The 18,779-nt window shown below is 68.2% G+C and carries 15 protein-coding genes; 11 read left to right on the top strand and 4 right to left on the bottom strand.

The window, feature by feature from the left end:
* Positions 1-188: 188 nt before the first annotated feature.
* Genes aceE through lpdA form a run of 3 tightly spaced genes read left to right on the top strand, consistent with a single transcriptional unit; the run spans position 189 to position 6,415 of the window.
* Positions 189-2,894 (top strand): pyruvate dehydrogenase (acetyl-transferring), homodimeric type, encoded by a 2,706-nt coding sequence (gene aceE, locus ACS5PM_RS19280; RefSeq protein WP_439389297.1) that lies wholly within the window; start codon positions 189-191, stop codon positions 2,892-2,894.
* 27 nt (positions 2,895-2,921) lie between these two features.
* Positions 2,922-4,601 carry a dihydrolipoyllysine-residue acetyltransferase gene (gene aceF, locus ACS5PM_RS19275; protein WP_439389296.1) on the top strand — a complete coding sequence of 560 codons (1,680 nt, stop codon included), beginning with the start codon at positions 2,922-2,924 and terminating at the stop codon, positions 4,599-4,601.
* Between the two features lie 17 nt (positions 4,602-4,618).
* On the top strand, positions 4,619-6,415 hold the full coding sequence (lpdA, locus tag ACS5PM_RS19270) for a dihydrolipoyl dehydrogenase (RefSeq protein ID WP_439389295.1): 1,797 nt from the start codon (positions 4,619-4,621) through the stop codon (positions 6,413-6,415).
* A gap of 34 nt (positions 6,416-6,449) precedes the next feature.
* On the opposite strand, the gene ACS5PM_RS19265 is transcribed toward lpdA, so the two are convergent.
* Both ACS5PM_RS19265 and ACS5PM_RS19260 read right to left on the bottom strand, forming a co-directional pair.
* Positions 6,450-7,676, bottom strand: a complete 1,227-nt coding sequence (locus ACS5PM_RS19265; RefSeq protein WP_439389294.1) for a L,D-transpeptidase family protein — start codon at positions 7,674-7,676, stop codon at positions 6,450-6,452.
* A 25-nt stretch (positions 7,677-7,701) separates the two neighbouring features.
* Positions 7,702-8,919 (bottom strand): YybH family protein, encoded by a 1,218-nt coding sequence (locus ACS5PM_RS19260; RefSeq protein WP_439389293.1) that lies wholly within the window; start codon positions 8,917-8,919, stop codon positions 7,702-7,704.
* Positions 8,920-9,139: 220 nt separating this feature from the next.
* Here ACS5PM_RS19260 and ACS5PM_RS19255 point away from each other — a divergent pair, with 220 nt between their 5' ends.
* Both ACS5PM_RS19255 and ACS5PM_RS19250 read left to right on the top strand, forming a co-directional pair.
* Positions 9,140-9,814 (top strand): transglutaminase-like cysteine peptidase, encoded by a 675-nt coding sequence (locus ACS5PM_RS19255; RefSeq protein ID WP_439389292.1) that lies wholly within the window; start codon positions 9,140-9,142, stop codon positions 9,812-9,814.
* Between the two features lie 45 nt (positions 9,815-9,859).
* The gene (locus tag ACS5PM_RS19250; protein WP_439389291.1) at positions 9,860-11,764 is read left to right on the top strand and encodes a bifunctional diguanylate cyclase/phosphodiesterase; all 1,905 of its coding nucleotides are present in this window, start codon (positions 9,860-9,862) and stop codon (positions 11,762-11,764) included.
* Between the two features lie 98 nt (positions 11,765-11,862).
* Here ACS5PM_RS19250 and ACS5PM_RS19245 read toward each other — a convergent pair whose 3' ends face one another.
* Positions 11,863-12,417, bottom strand: a complete 555-nt coding sequence (locus ACS5PM_RS19245) for an NUDIX hydrolase (RefSeq protein ID WP_439389290.1) — start codon at positions 12,415-12,417, stop codon at positions 11,863-11,865.
* A 65-nt stretch (positions 12,418-12,482) separates the two neighbouring features.
* Between ACS5PM_RS19245 and ACS5PM_RS19240 the strand changes: the two genes are divergently transcribed.
* Genes ACS5PM_RS19240 through pgeF form a run of 3 tightly spaced genes read left to right on the top strand, consistent with a single transcriptional unit; the run spans position 12,483 to position 14,611 of the window.
* Positions 12,483-13,190, top strand: a complete 708-nt coding sequence (locus tag ACS5PM_RS19240) for a fumarylacetoacetate hydrolase family protein (protein ID WP_439389289.1) — start codon at positions 12,483-12,485, stop codon at positions 13,188-13,190.
* Between the two features lie 22 nt (positions 13,191-13,212).
* On the top strand, positions 13,213-13,845 hold the full coding sequence (maiA, locus tag ACS5PM_RS19235) for a maleylacetoacetate isomerase (RefSeq protein WP_439389288.1): 633 nt from the start codon (positions 13,213-13,215) through the stop codon (positions 13,843-13,845).
* The gene (gene pgeF, locus ACS5PM_RS19230; protein ID WP_439389287.1) at positions 13,835-14,611 is read left to right on the top strand and encodes a peptidoglycan editing factor PgeF; all 777 of its coding nucleotides are present in this window, start codon (positions 13,835-13,837) and stop codon (positions 14,609-14,611) included. Before maiA ends, pgeF begins: the two co-directional genes overlap by 11 nt.
* Here pgeF and ACS5PM_RS19225 read toward each other — a convergent pair.
* Positions 14,608-14,841 carry a hypothetical protein gene (locus ACS5PM_RS19225; protein ID WP_439389286.1) on the bottom strand — a complete coding sequence of 78 codons (234 nt, stop codon included), beginning with the start codon at positions 14,839-14,841 and terminating at the stop codon, positions 14,608-14,610. The genes pgeF and ACS5PM_RS19225 overlap by 4 nt on opposite strands.
* A gap of 144 nt (positions 14,842-14,985) precedes the next feature.
* On the opposite strand from ACS5PM_RS19225, the gene phaC reads away from it, so the two are divergent.
* The 3 genes from phaC (at position 14,986) to phbB (ending at position 18,771) form a co-directional block, all read left to right on the top strand.
* Positions 14,986-16,713: a class I poly(R)-hydroxyalkanoic acid synthase gene (phaC, locus tag ACS5PM_RS19220; protein ID WP_439389285.1), complete on the top strand. Its 1,728-nt coding sequence runs from the start codon at positions 14,986-14,988 to the stop codon at positions 16,711-16,713.
* 29 nt (positions 16,714-16,742) lie between these two features.
* Positions 16,743-17,924, top strand: coding sequence for an acetyl-CoA C-acetyltransferase (locus ACS5PM_RS19215; RefSeq protein WP_439389284.1), 1,182 nt, complete (start codon positions 16,743-16,745; stop codon positions 17,922-17,924).
* A 109-nt stretch (positions 17,925-18,033) separates the two neighbouring features.
* Complete coding sequence (gene phbB / locus ACS5PM_RS19210; RefSeq protein WP_439389283.1) at positions 18,034-18,771, top strand: acetoacetyl-CoA reductase; 738 nt, start codon at positions 18,034-18,036, stop codon at positions 18,769-18,771.
* Positions 18,772-18,779 lie beyond the last annotated feature (8 nt).

Below are 18,779 nucleotides of genomic sequence, written 5' to 3'. Positions count from 1 at the left end.
CGCGGCCGGGTCCTGGCCGGTCTGGAGCCGGATCGCCGTGGTCGTGCGATCTGCCCGTCCGGGCTTCTACGTGGACTCCACAATATGAAATAGCCAGCCACCATTTGAAAATCAAATCGCCGTGTGCGACACTCGCCGCGACCCCACCGAAGCTCGGCCCGAGCGGGCCTTAAAGAGGAGACAAACCCATGTCCGCCGTCCCTGAACAGTTCCTGGGTGCCGCCGCCAACGATGCGGACGCGCAGGAGACCCGCGAGTGGCTAGACGCCCTGTCTGCCGTGCTCGACACCGAAGGGCGCGATCGCGGCCACTTCCTGCTCGAGCAACTGCTCGAGCACGCCCGCCAGCACGGCGTGGACATGCCGTTCTCGGCCACCACGGCCTACGTGAACACGATCGAGCCCGAGGACGAGCCGAGCGACATCGGCAACATCGAGATCGAAGAGCGCCTGCGCGCCTACATGCGCTGGAACGCGATGGCGATGGTGGTCAAGGCCAACCGCCTGCACCCCGAAGACGGCGGCGACCTCGGCGGCCACATCTCTTCCTTTGCCTCGGTGGCCACGATGTTCGGCGCCGGCTTCAACCACTTCTGGCATGCCGACACGCCGGACCACGGCGGCGACTTGCTCTACATCCAGGGCCACTCCGCCCCCGGCATCTACGCCCGCGCCTTCATGGAAGGCCGCATCAGCGAAGACCAGTTGCTGAACTTCCGCCAGGAGGTCGACGGCAAGGGCCTGTCGAGCTACCCGCACCCGAAGCTGATGCCCGAGTTCTGGCAATTCCCGACCGTCTCGATGGGCCTGGGTCCCTTGATGGCGATCTACCAGGCGCGCTTCCTCAAGTACCTGCATGCCCGCGGCATCGCGGACACCAGCAAGCGCAAGGTCTGGGTCTTCTGCGGCGACGGCGAGATGGACGAGCCCGAGAGCCTGGGCGCGATCGGCCTGGCCGCGCGCGAGAAGCTGGACAACCTCATCTTCGTCATCAACTGCAACCTGCAGCGCCTGGACGGCCCGGTGCGCGGCAACGGCAAGATCATCCAGGAGCTCGAAGGCGAGTTCCGCGGCGCCGGCTGGAACGTCATCAAGCTGATCTGGGGCTCCTACTGGGACCCGCTGCTCGCCCGCGACAAGGACGGCCTGCTGAAGAAGGTCATGATGGAGACGCTGGACGGCGACTACCAGGCGATGAAGGCCAACGACGGCGCCTTTGTCCGCAAGAATTTCTTCGGCCGGCACCCCAAGCTGCTCGAGATGGTCGCCAAGATGAGCGACGAAGACATCTGGCGCCTGCAGCGCGGCGGCCATGACCCGCAGAAGGTCTACGCGGCCTACCACAAGGCGGTCAATACCAAGGGCCAGCCGACGGTGCTGCTGGTCAAGACGGTCAAGGGCTTCGGCATGGGCAAGGCCGGCGAAGGCAAGAACATTGCCCACCAGGCCAAGAAGCTCACGGACGACGACATCCGCACCTTCCGCGACCGCTTCAACATCCCCATCCCCGACAGCGAGCTGTCGAAGCTGCCGTTCTACAAGCCGGCCGACGACACGCCGGAGATGCGCTACCTGCAGGAGCGCCGTGCCGCGCTGGGTGGCTACCTGCCGGCGCGCCGCCCGAAGGCAGAGGAAAACCTGCCGGTGCCGGACCTGTCCGCCTTCCAGTCGGTGCTGGACCCGACGGCCGAAGGCCGCGAGATCTCGACGACCCAGGCCTACGTTCGCTTCCTGACCGCGCTGCTGCGCGACAAGACCCTGGGCCCGCGCACCGTACCCATCCTGGTCGACGAAGCGCGCACCTTCGGCATGGAGGGCCTGTTCCGCCAGATCGGCATCTACAACCCCGAGGGGCAGAAGTACACCCCGCAGGACCGCGACCAGGTCTCCTACTACAAGGAAGACGTGTCCGGCCAGATCCTGCAGGAGGGCATCAACGAAGCGGGCGGCATGGGATCGTGGATCGCCGCGGCGACGTCGTACTCGACGAACAACCGCGTGATGATCCCGTTCTATGTCTACTACTCGATGTTCGGCTTCCAGCGCATCGGCGACATGGCCTGGGCGGCGGGCGACATGCAGGCACGCGGCTTCCTGCTGGGCGGCACCTCGGGCCGCACGACGCTGAACGGCGAAGGCCTGCAGCACGAGGACGGCCACAGCCACATCCTGGCGGGCACGATCCCCAACTGTGTGAGCTACGACCCGACCTTCGCGCACGAGGTGGGCGTGATCATGCACCACGGCCTCAAGCGCATGGTCGAGAAGCAGGAGAACGTCTTCTACTACATCACCCTGCTGAACGAGAACTACCCGATGCCCGGCCTCAAGCCCGGCACCGAAGAGCAGATCATCAAGGGCATGTATCTCCTGGAAGAAGGCGCGAAGAAGACGCCGCGCGTCAACCTGCTGGGCTCCGGCACCATCCTGCGCGAATCGATCGCCGCGAAGAAGTTGCTGGAAGAAGAGTGGGGCGTGGCCGCGAACATCTGGAGCTGCCCGAGCTTCAACGAACTGGCCCGCGACGGCCAGGATGCCGAGCGCTGGAACCTCCTGCACCCGACCGAGGCGCCGAAGGTGCCGTTCGTGGCCCAGCAGCTGGACAAGCACACCGGCCCGGTGATCGCCTCGACCGACTACATGAAGAACTACGCCGAACAGATCCGCGCCTTCATGCCCAAGGGCCGCACGTACAAGGTGCTGGGCACCGATGGATTCGGCCGCAGCGACTTCCGCTACAAGCTGCGCGAGCACTTCGAGGTCAACCGCCACTACATCGTCGTCGCCTCGCTGAAGGCGCTGGCCGACGAAGGCAGCGTGCCGGTGGCCAAGGTCGCCGAAGCGATGAAGAAGTACGGCATCAACGCCAACAAGATCAACCCGCTGTACGCCTGACGCGCGGCGCCCCAGGAGACAAGAACAATGGCATTGGTCGAAGTCAAGGTCCCCGACATCGGGGACTTCAAGGACGTGGCTGTCATCGAACTGCTGGTCAAGCCCGGCGACACGGTGAAGCCCGAGCAGTCCCTCATCACCGTCGAAAGCGACAAGGCCTCGATGGAGATCCCGTCCTCGCACGGCGGCGTGGTCAAGGAGGTGAAGGTCGGGCTGGGCGACAAGGTCAGCGAAGGCTCGTTGCTGCTGCTGCTGGAGTCGGCCGACGCCGCCGTGGCGCCGCCGCCGCCCGGGCCGCCCCCGGCACCAGCTGCCGCTGCACCGGCCCCGGCGCCTGCACCCGCGGCGTCGCCCGCCGCGGCCCCGGCGGCCGGTGGCCGCATCGAAGTCACCGTGCCGGACATCGGTGATTTCAAGGACGTCGCGGTCATCGAGCTGCTGGTCAAGCCCGGCGACACGGTGAAGGCGGAGCAGTCGTTGCTCACCGTCGAGAGCGACAAGGCCTCGATGGAGATTCCGTCTTCGCACGCGGGTGTCGTCAAGGAAATCAAGGTCTCGTTGGGCGACAAGGTCAACCAGGGCACGCTGATCGCGGTGCTGGAAGGCGCCGGGGGCTCGACTGCCGCTGCGCCTGCCTCGCCTGCGGCCCCAGCCGCCGCCGCTGCTGCATCGCCCGCGCCCGCGCCGATGGCCAGCGCGCCGGTCGAGCGGACGGCGCCCACTGCGTCGCTTCCGGCCCACGATCCGACGGCTTCGCAGGGCAAGCTGCCACATGCGTCGCCGTCGATCCGCCGATTCGCCCGCGAGCTCGGCGTGCCGCTGGCTGAAGTTCAGGGCAGCGGGCCCAAGGGCCGCATCACGCAGGAAGACCTGCAGAACTTCGTCAAGAAGGTGATGGCCGGCGACCAGCAGACCGGCGCGCAAAAGGCCAAGGCTCCGGCCGGTGCTCCTGCCGCAGCGGGCGGCGGCGCCTTCCCGGGCCTGCTGCCCTGGCCGCAGGTCGACTTCACCAAGTTCGGGCCGGTCGAGCGCAAGGAGCTCAGCCGCATCAAGAAGATCAGCGGCGCGAACCTGCACCGCAACTGGGTGGTCATCCCGCACGTCACCAACCATGACGACGCGGACATCACCGAGCTCGAGGCCTTCCGCGTCCAGCTGAACAAGGAGAACGAGAAGTCCGGCGTCAAGGTGACGATGCTGGCCTTCATGATCAAGGCGGCGGTTGCGGCGCTGAAGAAGTTCCCCGAGTTCAACTCCTCGCTCGACGGCGAGACCCTGGTGCTCAAGAACTACTTCCACATCGGCTTCGCGGCTGACACGCCCAACGGCCTGGTCGTGCCGGTGATCCGCGACTGCGACAAGAAGGGCATCCTGCAGATCAGCCAGGAGATGAGCGAGCTGGCCAAGAAGGCCCGGGACGGCAAGCTCGGCCCGGCCGACATGACCGGCGGCTGCTTCAGCATCAGTTCGCTGGGCGGTATCGGCGGCCGCTACTTCACGCCCATCATCAATGCGCCCGAGGTGGCGATCATGGGGGTATGCAAGAGCAGCACGGAGCCGCGCTGGGATGGCAAGCAGTTCGCGCCGCGGTTGATCCTGCCGCTGTCGCTGTCGTGGGACCACCGCGTCATCGACGGTGCCTCGGCCGCGCGCTTCAACGTCTACTTCGCTTCGCTGCTGGCGGACTTCCGTCGCATCGCACTTTGATCGGGAGCTGACAACACATGGCAACGATCGAAGTGCAAGTGCCGGACATCGGCGACTTCAAGGATGTCGGCGTCATCGAGCTGCTGGTCAAGCCCGGCGACACGGTGAAGGTCGAGCAGAGCTTGATCACCGTCGAGAGCGACAAGGCCTCGATGGAGATTCCGTCGACCCACGCCGGCGTGGTCAAGGAGCTCAAGGTCAAGCTGGGCGACAGGGTGAGCCAGGGCAGCACGATCCTGATGCTCGAAGCGGAAGGCGCCTCGTCGGCGCCGCCTCCGCCTGGTCCGCCGCCGTCGCCGGCCGCACCGCCGCCGCCCGGTCCCCCGCCTGCACCTGCGGCCGTGGTGGCGCCCGCGGCTGCCAGTTATGCCGGTGGTGCGGACATCGAGTGCGACATGCTGGTGCTGGGTGCGGGCCCGGGCGGCTACTCTGCCGCCTTCCGCGCCGCGGATCTCGGCATGAAGACGGTGATCGTCGAGCGCTATGCCACCCTGGGCGGCGTGTGCCTGAACGTGGGCTGCATCCCGTCCAAGGCGCTGCTGCACGTGGCGGCGGTGATGGACGAGGTCAGCCACATGGGTGACCTCGGCATCTCGTTCGGCGAGCCCCAGGTCGACCTGGACAAGTTGCGCGGCCACAAATCCAAGGTGGTGGGCAAGCTCACTGGTGGCCTGGCGGCGATGGCAAAGATGCGCAAGGTCACGGTCGTGCGCGGGTACGGCAGCTTCGTCGATCCGCACCATGTGCAGGTCGAGGAGACGACCGGCGAAGGCCAGGCCAAGACCGGCGGGACCAAGACGATCCGCTTCAAGAATTGCGTCATCGCGGCCGGCTCGCAGGCGATGCGCCTGCCGTTCTTCCCGGACGATCCGCGCATCGTCGATTCGACCGGCGCGCTGGAGTTGCGCGGCCAGCCGAAGAAGATGCTCATCGTCGGCGGCGGCATCATCGGCCTCGAAATGGGCACGGTGTATTCGACGCTGGGCGCGCGCCTCGACGTGGTCGAGATGCTCGACGGCCTGATGCTCGGCGCCGATCGCGATCTGGTGAAGGTCTGGCAGAAGATGAATGCCGGCCGCTTCGACAAGATCATGCTCAAGACCAAGACGGTGGGCGCGCAAGCCACGGCCGATGGCATCAAGGTGCAATTCGAGGGCACCGATGGCACGAAGAGCGAAGACCTGTACGACCTGGTGCTCCAGGCCGTGGGCCGCAGCCCGAATGGCAAGAAGATCGGCGCGGAAAAGGCCGGCGTCGCCGTCAGCGACCGCGGCTACATCCCGGTCGACGTGCAGATGCGGACCAACGTGCCGCACATCTTCGCCATCGGCGACATCGTCGGACAGCCCATGCTGGCGCACAAGGCGGTGCACGAGGCGCACGTCGCAGCCGAGGTGGCCTCCGGCGACACGAAGGCGCAATTCGACGCCCGCGTGATCCCGAGCGTCGCCTACACCGACCCGGAAGTCGCCTGGGTGGGCATCACCGAGGACCAGGCCAAGGCGCAAGGGCTGAAGGTCAAGAGGGGCCTGTTCCCCTGGACGGCCTCCGGCCGTGCCATCGCAAACGGGCGCGACGAGGGCTTCACCAAGCTGCTGTTCGACGAGCAGACGCACCGCATCGTCGGCGGCGGGATCGTCGGCACGCATGCCGGCGACATGATCGGCGAGATCGCCCTGGCCATCGAGATGGGCGCCGACGCGGTCGACATCGGCAAGACCATCCACCCGCACCCGACGCTGGGTGAGTCGATCGGCATGGCGGCGGAAGTGGCGCACGGCTCGTGCACCGACCTGCCACCGCAGAAGAAGTAGGAACGCCAAACGGGGCCCGCGGGCCCCGTTCTTCTCAGTGGACTTGCCCTTCGGCGACGATGCGCCAATCGGTGCCTTCGCGGCCCCAGTACTGGCGCATGACGTGGTCGTCACGCTGGCCGGGGCCCGCCTGCTCGCGGAAGGTGACCACCATCAGGTCGCGATCGTCCTTCCAGGAGACGATGCTGGTGTCGGTGATCGCGGCCGGTGCTTGAGGCGCCGCCAGGCGAGCCTGGCTCCAGCGCTCGAAGGCGCGGCGGAACTCGGGTTCGACCGAGGCCTTGGCCGCTTCTGGCGAGCGCCAATCGATATGGCGGCTGATCAGCACCGGCGTGTCGCGTTCGGGCAGGCGAGATGCCAGGCCTAGCAGGTCGTCGTTCGCCAGCACCACGCAGCCGTCGCTGTCCTGCGGCGGACGTGAGTAGTTGCCCGAGGGCACGCCGTGCAGCAGGATGGCCCGGCCGGTGCGGCCCCGGGTGCGGTCGTAGGCGTTGGGGTAGTTGATCGGCAGCGCGCCGGCGCCCAGGCGCTTGTCCTGCGGCGCGTGTGGATCGGGCCGCGTGGTGGTGAAGTAGATGCCCAGCGGCGTCTTCTGGTCACCTTCGCTCAGCTTGTCGACGCCTTGCTTGCCGATCGAGACGTAGAAGTCCTCGACCAGCTTCGGGCCTCCGGCCCCGTTCTCGAACAGGTAGAGGCGGCTGCGCGAGGCATCGACCGCGATCGCGTAGGGCACGCTGGGAGGAAGCTGCACGAACTCGGCCGGGACGGCGCCCGCCGGCGGCCGGGCCCGCAGCGCGGCGAGCCGCTGCAAGGCCTCTTCGCGCAGCCCTGCCAAGCCCCCGCCGGCCGGTGCCGAACCGCCCCAGGTGGAAAGCGGCCGCGCGTGGGCCGCGAGCAGGTCCGCCTGCAACAGCTGGGCGAGGCGGAAGGTCGGATGCTGCTGCACCAGCGCCGAAGCCGCCGCCAAGGCCTCGTCGAGGCGCTGCTCGCCGACGAGTCGGTAGATGGCGATGAGCCGCGCTTCGGCGCCGCCGTGTGCCGCAGCGGCCGCCAGGGCCGGGCTGGCCGCTGCCGGACCGTCGTCCGCCAGGCGCATCAGGGGCGCCACATGGGCGGCAGCGCCGGCCTGCCCGGGCGTCCACCAGCCGAGACCGCGCGAGTCGGTGGCCGACAGCAAGCCCGTGGCCAGCAGCCCCAGCGTGCCCAGCAGCATCGCGCCGCGGTGCCTGCGAGGGGAGGAGTGTGCTTCGGACTTCGTCACGGGGCGTTGGAGCCGGAGTGCAGGGTCAGCCGCCCACGGCTTCCTGCTTGATGAGCCAGTGGCCGTTCATGCGGACCAGCTGCAGCGTCTTTCGGCCTGTGGTCGACAGGGCATCCGAAGCGTAGATCTGCTTGAAGCGGGCGGTGGCCTGGTCGCCTTCGACGGCGACCTTCAGGTCCTGCAGATCCACCTTGATCTGCTTGCGCGTGGCGATGCGGTCGCGGCGCTCCTGCTCCCAGGCCTTGCGTGAAGCGGCCTGGCCGCGAAAGTCCGGGCTGTAGGCCGCGTAGTAGGCCGCCATGTCCCGCTTGCTCCACGCCGTGGCCCAGGCGCGCACGGCGGCCTCGACATCGGCGGCGCTGCCGGATGCGGCCGCTGGGGAAGTCGGCGTGCTGGCCTTGGGGGCAGCAGCTGCAACGGCGGCGGATGCCGGCGCGGAAGCGGGGATGGCCGTCGGCTTGGCGGCTGCGACGCTGGCGGCTGCCGCCGGCCTCTGAGCGGGGGCGCTGGCCTGCGCGGCCACCACGATCGGCCTGGAGTTCGCCGGTGCCGCCGCGACGCTGGGGGCCTGGACCGGGCTGGCGGCCACCACCGGCGCAGGCGGCGGCGCGGGCACAGGCTTCGCAGCGGACTTGGGCGCCGCAGGAGCCGATGGCGGGGGGGCATTGGTGCCGGCCGTCAGCTCACGCAGCAGGGCGAGCTTCGGCTGGACGCTGGTGTCGCCCTTGTCCAGTTGCAGGGCCTTGGTGTAGGCCTGGCTGGCCAGCTGCGCGTAGACATCGCCCAGGTTCTGGTAGGCGGTGGCGTAGGCGGGATTGGTGCGTATCGCCTTCTCGAGCGATTGGCGGGCCTTTTCGTAGTCGCCCTGGGCGCCCAGGATCACCGCCATGTTGTTGTAGGGCGCCGGCATGTCCGGCTGGTCTTCGACCAGCTTCTGGAAGACCGCCAGCGCCTCGGGCTTGCGGTCGAGCATGGACAGGGCGACCCCGCGGCGAAAGCGCATCTGCGGATCGCGGGGATTCTTCGCCAGCGACTCGTCGATCAGCTTGAGCGCCTTGTCGTGCTGGCCTTCCTTGATCAGGCGCTGGATCTCGGTGGCCTCCGGACTCGCTGCCGCGCTCCCGGCCGGGGCGACGGAGGGGGTCTGCGCGACCGCTGGCGCCGCAGCGGCTGCCCCCATCGCCAGGGCAGTGGCCATCAGGCCATGGGAAACGCGGGAGGTCTTGACGAGGCGAAAGGGCATGTGGGATACGCAGCGCGCAGCAGAGGAGGCCGCCTGGGCGGGCCCCCGGCAGTCTAACGAAATTCGACCCTCGTGACGCCGGGGCCAACGCCCGGAAAAGACCGGCGCCAGCGGTGGTTTTCGTGCCCGATCGCCACATTCCGGCCTGCCGGCCGGCGCAGCAGGGGAGGGATGGCGGGCCGGCATTCAAGCTGGCGGCTGTTCGGCCGACATCACTGCGATGCGCCGCTTGCCTGCCCTGTTCACCCTGGTCGCCCTCCTGTGGCTGGCCAACTGGTCGCTGGCGCGGCCGGCCTGGCATCCCGAACGCATAGTGCAGGCGGCGGCCCTGCGCGGCGCCCTCGCCGAACAGTCCGCGCGCGAGTTGCGGGCGGCGATGGATGCCGCCTTGAGGAGTGACGAGCTGTCGCGGGTTGCCGCCGTCAACGCCTACTACAACCAGCACCTTCGCTACCGCGAGGACATCGAGACCTGGGGTGAGTTGGACCATTGGGCGAGTCCGCTGGAGACCCTGCAGCAGGGGGCCGGCGATTGCGAGGATTTCGCGATTGCCAAGTACTTCACGCTGGTCGCGATGGGGCTGCCTGCCGAGCGGCTGCGCCTGGTCTACGTCCGCGTGGCCCTCGGGGCGGCCGAGGGTGCTGCGGTTCAGCCCCACATGGTGCTGGCGTACTACCCGCGTCCCCAGGACGATCCGGTCGTGCTGGACAACCTGGTGCCGGAGTTGCGCCCGGCCGGCGAGCGCGGCGACCTGGCTCCAGTTTTCAGCTTCAACGCCGATGGTCTCTGGGAGGGCGTCGGCCAGGTAGCCGTCGGCGGAGCGGGGCCCGTCGAACGGCTGGGACGGTGGCGGCAGGTGCTGGCGAAGGCGCACGACGAAGGCTTTTTCCCGTGATGCGCCCCGCGATGGAGGAGGTATAAGCATGCCCGAGGGAAGACCATGTCATTGATTCGCCAGGTTTGGCTGTTGCTCGCGTTGACGCTGCTGCTGGCATTCGCCGCGGCGTTCGGCATCACCGTGCATTCGGCCCGCCAGGTGCTCGAGACGCAGCTCGCGCTGAAGAACAGCGACACGGCGCAATTCCTCGCGCTGGCGCTTTCGCAGCAAAAGGGCGATGCGACGGCGATGGAGCTCGTCGTCACCAGCCAGTTCGACAAGGGCGACTACCAGCTGATCCGCCTGACCGGCAGCGACGGCCGCGTGCTCTTCGATCGCCATGCCGATCCCAAGCCGGGCCAGGCGCCGGGCTGGTTCGTGAGCGGGCTGGGCCTGGCTCCGCCTACCGGCGTGGCAGAGGTCAGCGATGGATGGAAGCAGCTGGGCCGGCTGGAGGTGCGAAGCCAGGCCGGCTTCGCGCATGACCAGTTGTGGAAGAGCGCCGTCAGCGCGGCGATCTTCCTGGCGGTGCTGTCGCTGGCACTGGGTGGCCTGGCGGCCGTGGCGGTGCGCCGCATCCGGTTGCCGCTGCAGGCCACCGTGCAGCAGGCCACCGCCATCACCGAGCGCCGCTTCATCACCATCAGCGAGCCGGTGGTGCCGGAGCTGCGCGAGGTCACCCGGGCCATGAACACGATGGTCGCGCGGCTCAAGAGCATGTTCGACGAGCAGACGGCCCAGGTCGAGCAGCTGCGGCGCCAGGCGAATTGCGATGCGCTGACCGGCTTGTCCAACCGCGCGCACTTCATGGGCCGGCTCAAGGTGACCTTGCGCAGCGAGGACGGCAGTGCGGGCGGGGCCATCGTGCTCGTGCGCCTGGCCGACCTGCAGGGCCTGAACCGAAAGCTCGGCCATACCGCCACCGACCGCCTGCTGCAGGAAGCGGCAGCCGCCATCGTCGAGTCGGCCCGCAGGGTGGGTTCGTTCGAGGTCGGGCGCCTGAACGGCTCCGACTTCGCCATGGTGCTGTCGGATGTCGGATCGCTGCGTGAACCGGCGGTCGACGTCGCGGCACGCCTGCGCAATCTGCTGCGGGCGCACGACTCCAATGCCAACGCCGTGGTGGGAGCGGTGCGCTGGTGGCACGGTGCGCCGTTGTCGTCGCTGCTGGCCGCCGCGGACCAGGCGCTCGCCCGTGCCGAGGCGCGAGGGGCCTATGCCGTCGAGCTGGACGACACCGGTGACGGCCTGGTGCTGGGCGAAGACGCCTGGCGCGACCGGCTCCAAGGCGCGGTGGCCAACCAGCGCGCGAAGCTGGTCGAGTTTCCGCTCGTCGACATGCGCGGCGCCGTGGTGCACCGCGAATGCCCGTTGCGGCTGCAGCTGGAGGAGGGTGGCGAGATGGTCCCCGCGGCGCAGTGGCTGCCCATGGCCCGCCGCACCCAGCTGACCGCCCGCATCGACCTGGTCGCAGCGCGCCTCGCCCTGACGGCGATCGCCGGCGATGGCATGGCTCGCGCCGTCAACATCAGCCCAGGCTCCCTTCTCGACAGCAGCTTCGTGCCCAACCTGCGAGCCTTGCTGCAAGGCTATCCGGCGGAGGCGCCGGGCCTGTGGCTGGAGGTGCCGGAGGACGGCGCGCTGCGCCATATCGAGCTGGTCCGTGAGCTCGTCAACCAGATGCACGCCCTGGGCGCTCGTGTCGGCCTCGAGCACGCCGGGGAGCGCCTGACCGAAGCCGCCGGGCTGCTGGAATCGGGACTCGATTTCGTCAAGCTGGACGCGAGCTTCGTCGAAGGCCTCGCGGCCGACCATGCGCGCCGCGAGCACGTGGCGGGTGCCGTGCGCATGCTGCACGGCATCGGCCTGAAGGTCTATGCCGAAGGCGTGACCACCTCGGACGACGCCACTGCGCTCGATGTCTGCGGGCTGGACGGCATCACCGGCCCGGTCGTGCCGCCGATGTAGTGTTGCCGGCGGGGGCCTCAGTCGTCGACGGGCCGCCCCTAGACGACTGGTCCCCTCGGGGGACCGACGCCGTGGGCGGCGTTGGGGCCCACATCACATCAGGCGATGTCCGCGCAGTGCATGCCGAAGCGGCCCTCGCGGCGGTCGGCAAAGTAGCGCGTCAAGGTCTCCCGTACGGTGCGGAAGGCCAGCTCGTCCCAAGGGATCTCGTCCTCTCGGAACAGGCGCGCCTCCAGCGTTTCGGTGCCTGGATCCAGGTGCGTGTCGAGCATTCGTGCGCGGTAGAAAAGGTGGACCTGCCCGACGCGCACGACATTCAGCACCGTGTACAGGCCCTCGAGCTCGACATGCGCGCCGGCCTCTTCCACGGTCTCCCGCAGCGCGCCTTCGGCGGTGGTCTCGCCGAGCTCCATGAACCCGGCCGGCAGCGTCCACAAGCCGTAGCGCGGTTCGATGGCGCGGCGGCACAGCAGCACCTGGTCACCCCACACCGGCACGGTGCCCACCACGTTGAGCGGATTCTCGTAGTGGATCGTCCCGCAGTTCGGACAGACGGCGCGCGGCCGGTTGTCATCGGCGGGAACGACGTAGTCGACCTTGGTGCCGCAGGCCCGACAGTGGATGATGGTGCGGCCCGTCGGCATCGTCAGCATGGGCTGGCAGTGTAGGCGACGGTGGCCGTGGCATCATCGATCCGATTCCCCTTGCGAGGCTCCCGATGACCTACGTCTTCCAGCCCGCCCCGCCGGCCGCCGTGCCGGTCCATGGCGGCGGATCTTCCTTTCCCGTGCACCGCATTTATTGCGTCGGCCGCAACTACGCCGAGCATGCCGTGGAGATGGGGCACACCGGCCGCGAACCGCCGTTCTTCTTCCTCAAGCCGGCCGATACCGTGCTGTGCGTGCCCGAAGGCCAGGTCGGCACCATGCCCTATCCCTCGCAGACCCAGAACCTGCACCATGAGATCGAACTCGTGGTGGCGCTGGGCGCGGGCGGGCGGGACATCCCCGTCGAGCGTGCCGCCGAGCTGATCTGGGGCTATGCCATCGGCCTGGACATGACCCGCCGCGACCTGCAGAACGAAATGAAGAAGCAGGGCCGGCCCTGGAGCATCGGCAAGGGCTTCGAACACAGCGCGCCCATAGGTCCGATCCACGCGAAGTCGGCCACCGGCGAGTTGACGCAGGGAGCGATCACGCTGGACGTGAACGGCCAGCGCCGACAGACGGGCGACCTGAGGGACCTGATCTGGAACGTCAACGAGACCATCGCGACCTTGAGCCGGGCGTGGACGCTGGCCCCGGGCGATCTGATCTTCACCGGGACACCGGCCGGCGTCGGCGCCGTGCTGCCGGGCGATACGCTGGTGGGAGCGGTCGCGGGCCTGGGCTCGCTGCAGTTGCGCATCGGCCCGGTCGCCTCCTGAGCGGCCCAGGAGCAAGACATCCATGGAACTCTTCAACTACTTCCGCTCTTCCGCTTCCTACCGCGTCCGCATCGCGCTGGCGCTCAAGGGCCTGCCCTACGACTACAAGCCGGTCCACCTCCAGAAGAACGAGCAGATTGCCGAGTCATATGCCTCGGTGTCGGCCAGCCGCCTGGTCCCGCTGCTGAAGGATGGCGACGACTACGTCCACCAGTCGCTGGCGATCATCGAATACCTCGACGAGACCCACCCCGAGCCGCCGCTGCTGCCGAAGGATCCGCTGGGCCGCGCGAGGGCGCGTGCCGTGGCGCTCGACATCGCCTGCGAAATCCATCCGCTGAACAACCTTCGCGTGCTGCGCTATCTGGTGAACCCGCTGGGCCTGGACGAAGAGGCGAAGAATCGCTGGTATCGCCACTGGGTCGAGACGGGGCTCGAGGCGGTGGAAAGGCAACTGGAGGCGGTGCCCGCGCGCTACTGCGTCGGCGACCAGCCCGGCCTGGCCGATTGCGTGCTGGTGCCGCAGATCTTCAACGCCCAGCGCTTCGATTGCCGGCTCGATCACGTGCCGAACGTCATGCGCGTGTTCGAGGCTTGCATGAAGCTCGACGCGTTCGAAGCCACCCGCCCGGAGAAGTGCCCGGATGCCGCCTGACCAGGCGCGTCCCTGGCTGCCGGCCACGGGCCTGCCGGCCGAGGTCGGCAGCCTCATGTCGACACGGCGTGGCGGCGTCAGTCGGGCGCCTTTCGACAGCCTGAACCTGCGCCCGGCCGGGCTGCGCTCCGACGTGGCGGACGAGCCGGCGGCCATCCACGAGAACCAGCGTCGATTCGCAGGCTGGCTGGAAGGCGCGCAACCGGTCTATCTCGACCAGGTGCATGGTCGGCGCGTAGTGCGACTGACGGCCACGGATCTCGCGCCGAACCGGCCCTTCCAAGAGGCCGATGCCAGCGTTACGACGGAACACGGCATCGCCTGCACCGTGCTGGTGGCCGATTGCCTGCCGGTGCTGCTGGCGGCGCCCGAGGGGCGAGGGGTCGCTGCCGCGCACGCAGGTTGGCGCGGGCTCGCCGCCGGTGTGGTGGAGGCTGCCCTGGGCGAGCTTTGCGAGGCCGCGCAATGCAGGCCTGGGGAAGTCAGCGCCTGGCTCGGCGCCTGCATAGGACCGGACGCGTTCGAAGTCGGCGAGGACGTGCGCGAGGCCTTCGGTGCCGACAGTGCCGCTTGCTTCAAGCCCGGCGCGGCATCCGGCAAGTGGTGGGCGGACCTGCCGGCCCTGGCGCATCGGCGGCTGGGTCAAGCCGGCGTGATGCGGATCAGCGGCGGCACCTGGTGCACCTACAGCGATCCGGCGCTGTTCTTCTCGTTTCGCCGCGACCGGATCACCGGTCGCCACGCCGCGGCCATCTGGATCCGCTAGGCGGATCCGTCACCGGCCTCGCTTCTCGCGGCGGCAGCCTCGGCTTCCGCGCGCCGGCGCGCTCGCCGGCGGTGCGGCGTGTTCATCACGTACAGCAGCAGCCCGACCGGCAGCACCCCATAAAGAACGAGGGTAATGGCTGCGCCGAGCAGCGTGCCGTCGGGCGAAGTAGCCTCCACCAGACCCATCAGCAGGGCCACGAACATCCAACCCAGGGCGACAATGTGCATTTCGGAAGGCGGTACGTAGTCTCACGTAACGAAAAATAGAGTCATCATGCGGTAAGCTCTCGGCTGTCCAATCGCCTTGGACCGAGACATTTCTCACGAGGACGGTCGGATAGCGTCGTCCGCGAAAACCAGGAGACAAGCGCAGTGAAAGGCAAGCCCAACCCACAGCTTTCCGTCGCGGAAGGCCTCGCGCCCCTGGGCGCCCAGGCGCAAGCCCAGGCTGAAGCCTTCGGACACGCGGTCGGCGACATCTGGCGATCATTCTCGGGCCTGAGCCTGACCCAGTCGACTTTGGGCCAGCTGCAGGGCGACTACCTCAAGCAGGCGACGGCGCTGTGGAACGGCACCCTGGAGGCCCTGGGCAGCGCCGACGGCAAGGAAGTCAAGCCGGTCGGCGACCGCCGGTTCGCCGCCAAGGACTGGGCGGCCAACCCGGCCGCCGCGTACACCGCTCAGATGTACCTGCTCAACGCCCGCACCTTGCTGCAGATGGCCGAGAGCCTCGAAGGGGACGAGAAGACCAAGGCGCGCGTGCGATTCGCCGTGCAGCAGTGGGTCGACGCGATGAGCCCCAGCAACTTCCTGGCCCTCAACCCCGAGGCGCAGCGCAAGGCACTCGAAAGCGGCGGCGAAAGCATCGCCCAGGGCATCCAGCACCTGGTGCACGACCTGCAGCAGGGCCATGTCTCGCAGACCGACGAGAGCGTGTTCGAGGTGGGCCGCAACGTCGCCACCACCGAAGGCTCAGTGGTCTACGAGAACGACTACTTCCAGCTCATCGAGTACAAGCCCCTGACCGCCAAAGTGCACCAGCGTCCGATGCTGTTCGTGCCCCCTTGCATCAACAAGTTCTACATCCTCGACCTGCAGCCCGAGAACTCGCTGATCCGCTACACGGTCGAGCAGGGCCACCGCACCTTCGTCGTGAGCTGGCGCAATCCGGACGAGTCGCTGGCCGACAAGACCTGGGACGACTACATCGAGAAAGCCGCCATCGAGGCCATCCGCGTGGTGCAGGAGATCTCGGGCGAAGACCAGATCGACACGCTCGGCTTCTGCGTCGGCGGGACCATTCTTTCGTCCGCTCTGGCGGTCCTGGCCGCCCGTGGCGAGCAGCCGGCCGCTTCGGTCACCTTGCTGACGACCTTCGTCGATTTCTCCGACACCGGCATCCTCGATGTCTTCGTCGACGAAGCGTCCGTCCAGCTGCGCGAGATGACGATCGGCGAAAAGGCCCCGGGCGGACCCAAACTGCTCAAGGGGCAGGAGCTGGCCACGACCTTCAGCTTCCTGCGTCCGAACGACCTGGTGTGGAACTACGTCGTCGGCAACTACCTCAAGGGCGAAACCCCGCCGCCGTTCGACCTGCTGTACTGGAACAGCGACTCGACCAACATGCCCGGCCCGATGTACTGCTGGTACCTGCGCCACACCTATCTGCAGGACGAGCTCAAGGTCCCGGGCAAGCTGACCATCTGCGGCGAGAAGATCGACCTGGGCGCCATCGAGGCACCGGTCTTCCTCTACGCCTCGCGGGAGGATCACATCGTGCCGTGGAAGGGCGCCTACGCCTCCACCCGCGTCTTCAAGGGCAAGAAGCGGTTCGTGCTCGGCGCGTCCGGCCACATTGCCGGGGTGATCAATGCACCCGCGGCGAAGAAGCGCAGCCACTGGACCAGCGACAAGCTGCCCGCGAGCGCCGACGACTGGTTCGCCGGCGCGAAGGAGACGCCCGGCAGCTGGTGGCCCGACTGGGCCGGCTGGCTCAAGGGCCACGCAGGTCCCATGGTTGCTGCCCCCAAGGCGCCCGGCAGCCGCAAGTTCAAGGCCATCGAGCCCGCCCCGGGCCGCTATGTGAAGACCAAAGCCTGATTCATCACCTGATCAACGGAGACCTCAGCATGAGCACCGACATCGTCATCGTCGCCGCCGCCCGTACCGCGGTGGGCAAGTTCGGCGGCACGCTTGCCAAGACCCCGGCGCCCGAGCTCGGCGCCACCGTCATCCGGGCCCTGCTGGAGCGCAGCGGCCTGGCCGGCGAGCAGATCGGCGAGGTCATCCTCGGCCAGGTCCTCACCGGCGGCTCGGGCCAGAACCCGGCGCGCCAGGCGGTGATCAAGTCCGGCCTGCCGGCCGGCGTGCCCGGCATGACCATCAACAAGGTCTGCGGCTCGGGGCTGAAGGCCGTGATGCTGGGCGCCCAGGCCATCCGCGACGGTGATTCCGAGATCATCATCGCCGGCGGCCAGGAGAACATGAGCGCGGCCCCGCACGTGCTGCTGAACTCGCGCGACGGCCAGCGCATGGGCGACTGGAAGATGGTCGACTCGATGATCAACGACGGCCTGTGGGACGTGTACAACCAGTACCACATGGGCATCACGGCCGAGAACGTGGCCAAGAAGTACGGCATCAGCCGCGAGGCGCAGGACGCCCTGGCACTGGCATCGCAGCAGAAGGCCAGCGCGGCACAGGAAGCCGGCCGGTTCAAGGACGAGATCGTCGGCGTGACGATCCCGCAGAAGAAGGGCGACCCGGTCGTCTTCGCCGCCGACGAGTTCATCAACAAGAAGACCAGCGCCGAAGCACTGGCCGGCCTGCGCCCGGCGTTCGACAAGACCGGCAGCGTCACGGCGGGCAATGCCTCGGGCATCAACGACGGCGCGGCCGGCGTGGTGCTGATGACGGCGGCCAAGGCCGCGCAACTGGGCCTGAAGCCGCTGGCGCGCATCGCCAGCTACGCTTCCGCGGGCCTGGACCCGGCGTACATGGGCATGGGCCCGGTGCCGGCCGCCCGCAAGGCGCTGGAGCGCGCGGGCTGGAAGCCGGCCGACCTGGACCTGCTCGAGATCAACGAGGCCTTCGCGGCCCAGGCCTGCGCGGTGCACCAGGAAATGGGCTGGGATACGAGCAAGGTCAACGTCAACGGCGGGGCGATCGCCATCGGCCACCCCATCGGTGCCTCCGGCTGCCGCATCCTGGTGACGCTGCTGCACGAGATGCAGCGCCGCGACGCGCGCAAGGGCATCGCCTCGCTGTGCATCGGCGGCGGCATGGGCGTGGCGCTGACCGTCGAGCGCTAGTCGCTAAGGGCTTTCACGGGCTGCGCAGCGGGTGCGCCAGGCGCAATAGTGCGATGGCGGCCCCGGGCCAGCCCGGCATCGATTCACCGTATCTCAAGGAGAGACAGACATGGCACAAAGAGTGGCGTACGTGACCGGGGGCATGGGCGGCATCGGCACCGCGATCTGCCAGCGCCTGCACAAGGAAGGCTTCAAGGTCATCGCCGGCTGCGGCCCGAGCCGCGACTTCAACAAGTGGCTGGATGAGCAGAAGGCGCTGGGCTACAACTTCTACGCCTCGGTCGGCAACGTGGCTGACTGGAACTCCACCGTGGAGGCCTTCTCCAAGGCCGTGGCCGAGCATGGCAGCATCGACGTGCTGGTCAACAACGCCGGCATCACGCGCGATCGCATGTTCCTCAAGATGACGCCCGAGGACTGGCACGCGGTGATCGACACCAACCTGAACTCGATGTTCAACGTCACCAAGCAGGTCGTTCCCGGCATGGTGGAAAAGGGCTGGGGCCGCATCATCCAGATCTCCTCGGTCAACGGCGAGAAGGGCCAGGCCGGCCAGACCAACTACTCGGCGGCGAAGGCGGGCATGCACGGCTTCACCATGGCGCTGGCCCAGGAGGTCGCCTCCAAGGGTGTGACGGTCAACACCGTGAGCCCGGGCTACATCGGCACCGACATGGTCCGTGCCATCAAGCCGGAGGTGCTGGAGAAGATCGTCGCCACCATCCCGGTCAAGCGCCTGGGCACGCCGGAGGAGATCGGCTCGGTCGTCGCCTGGCTCGCGAGCGAGGATTCCGGCTTCACCACCGGCGCCGACTTCTCGTGCAACGGCGGCCTGCACATGGGTTAAGGTTCGGC

This window comes from Ideonella flava (assembly GCF_051857595.1).
Taxonomy (GTDB): Bacteria; Pseudomonadota; Gammaproteobacteria; order Burkholderiales; family Burkholderiaceae_C; genus Ideonella.
The sequence above is the reverse complement of the archived record's forward strand: the minus strand, read 5'-3'. Positions and strand labels throughout refer to the sequence as shown.

Coding starts and splice junctions, on each gene's coding strand:
- ACS5PM_RS19250 (WP_439389291.1), top strand. CDS start 9,860: ATGTCATTGATTCGCCAGGTTTGGCTGTTGCTCGCGTTGACGCTGCTG.
- maiA (WP_439389288.1), top strand. CDS start 13,213: ATGGAACTCTTCAACTACTTCCGCTCTTCCGCTTCCTACCGCGTCCGC.
- ACS5PM_RS19240 (WP_439389289.1), top strand. CDS start 12,483: ATGACCTACGTCTTCCAGCCCGCCCCGCCGGCCGCCGTGCCGGTCCAT.
- lpdA (WP_439389295.1), top strand. CDS start 4,619: ATGGCAACGATCGAAGTGCAAGTGCCGGACATCGGCGACTTCAAGGAT.
- ACS5PM_RS19215 (WP_439389284.1), top strand. CDS start 16,743: ATGAGCACCGACATCGTCATCGTCGCCGCCGCCCGTACCGCGGTGGGC.
- aceF (WP_439389296.1), top strand. CDS start 2,922: ATGGCATTGGTCGAAGTCAAGGTCCCCGACATCGGGGACTTCAAGGAC.
- phbB (WP_439389283.1), top strand. CDS start 18,034: ATGGCACAAAGAGTGGCGTACGTGACCGGGGGCATGGGCGGCATCGGC.
- pgeF (WP_439389287.1), top strand. CDS start 13,835: ATGCCGCCTGACCAGGCGCGTCCCTGGCTGCCGGCCACGGGCCTGCCG.
- ACS5PM_RS19255 (WP_439389292.1), top strand. CDS start 9,140: ATGCGCCGCTTGCCTGCCCTGTTCACCCTGGTCGCCCTCCTGTGGCTG.
- ACS5PM_RS19260 (WP_439389293.1), bottom strand. CDS start 8,919: ATGCCCTTTCGCCTCGTCAAGACCTCCCGCGTTTCCCATGGCCTGATG.
- aceE (WP_439389297.1), top strand. CDS start 189: ATGTCCGCCGTCCCTGAACAGTTCCTGGGTGCCGCCGCCAACGATGCG.
- ACS5PM_RS19245 (WP_439389290.1), bottom strand. CDS start 12,417: ATGCTGACGATGCCGACGGGCCGCACCATCATCCACTGTCGGGCCTGC.
- ACS5PM_RS19225 (WP_439389286.1), bottom strand. CDS start 14,841: ATGCACATTGTCGCCCTGGGTTGGATGTTCGTGGCCCTGCTGATGGGT.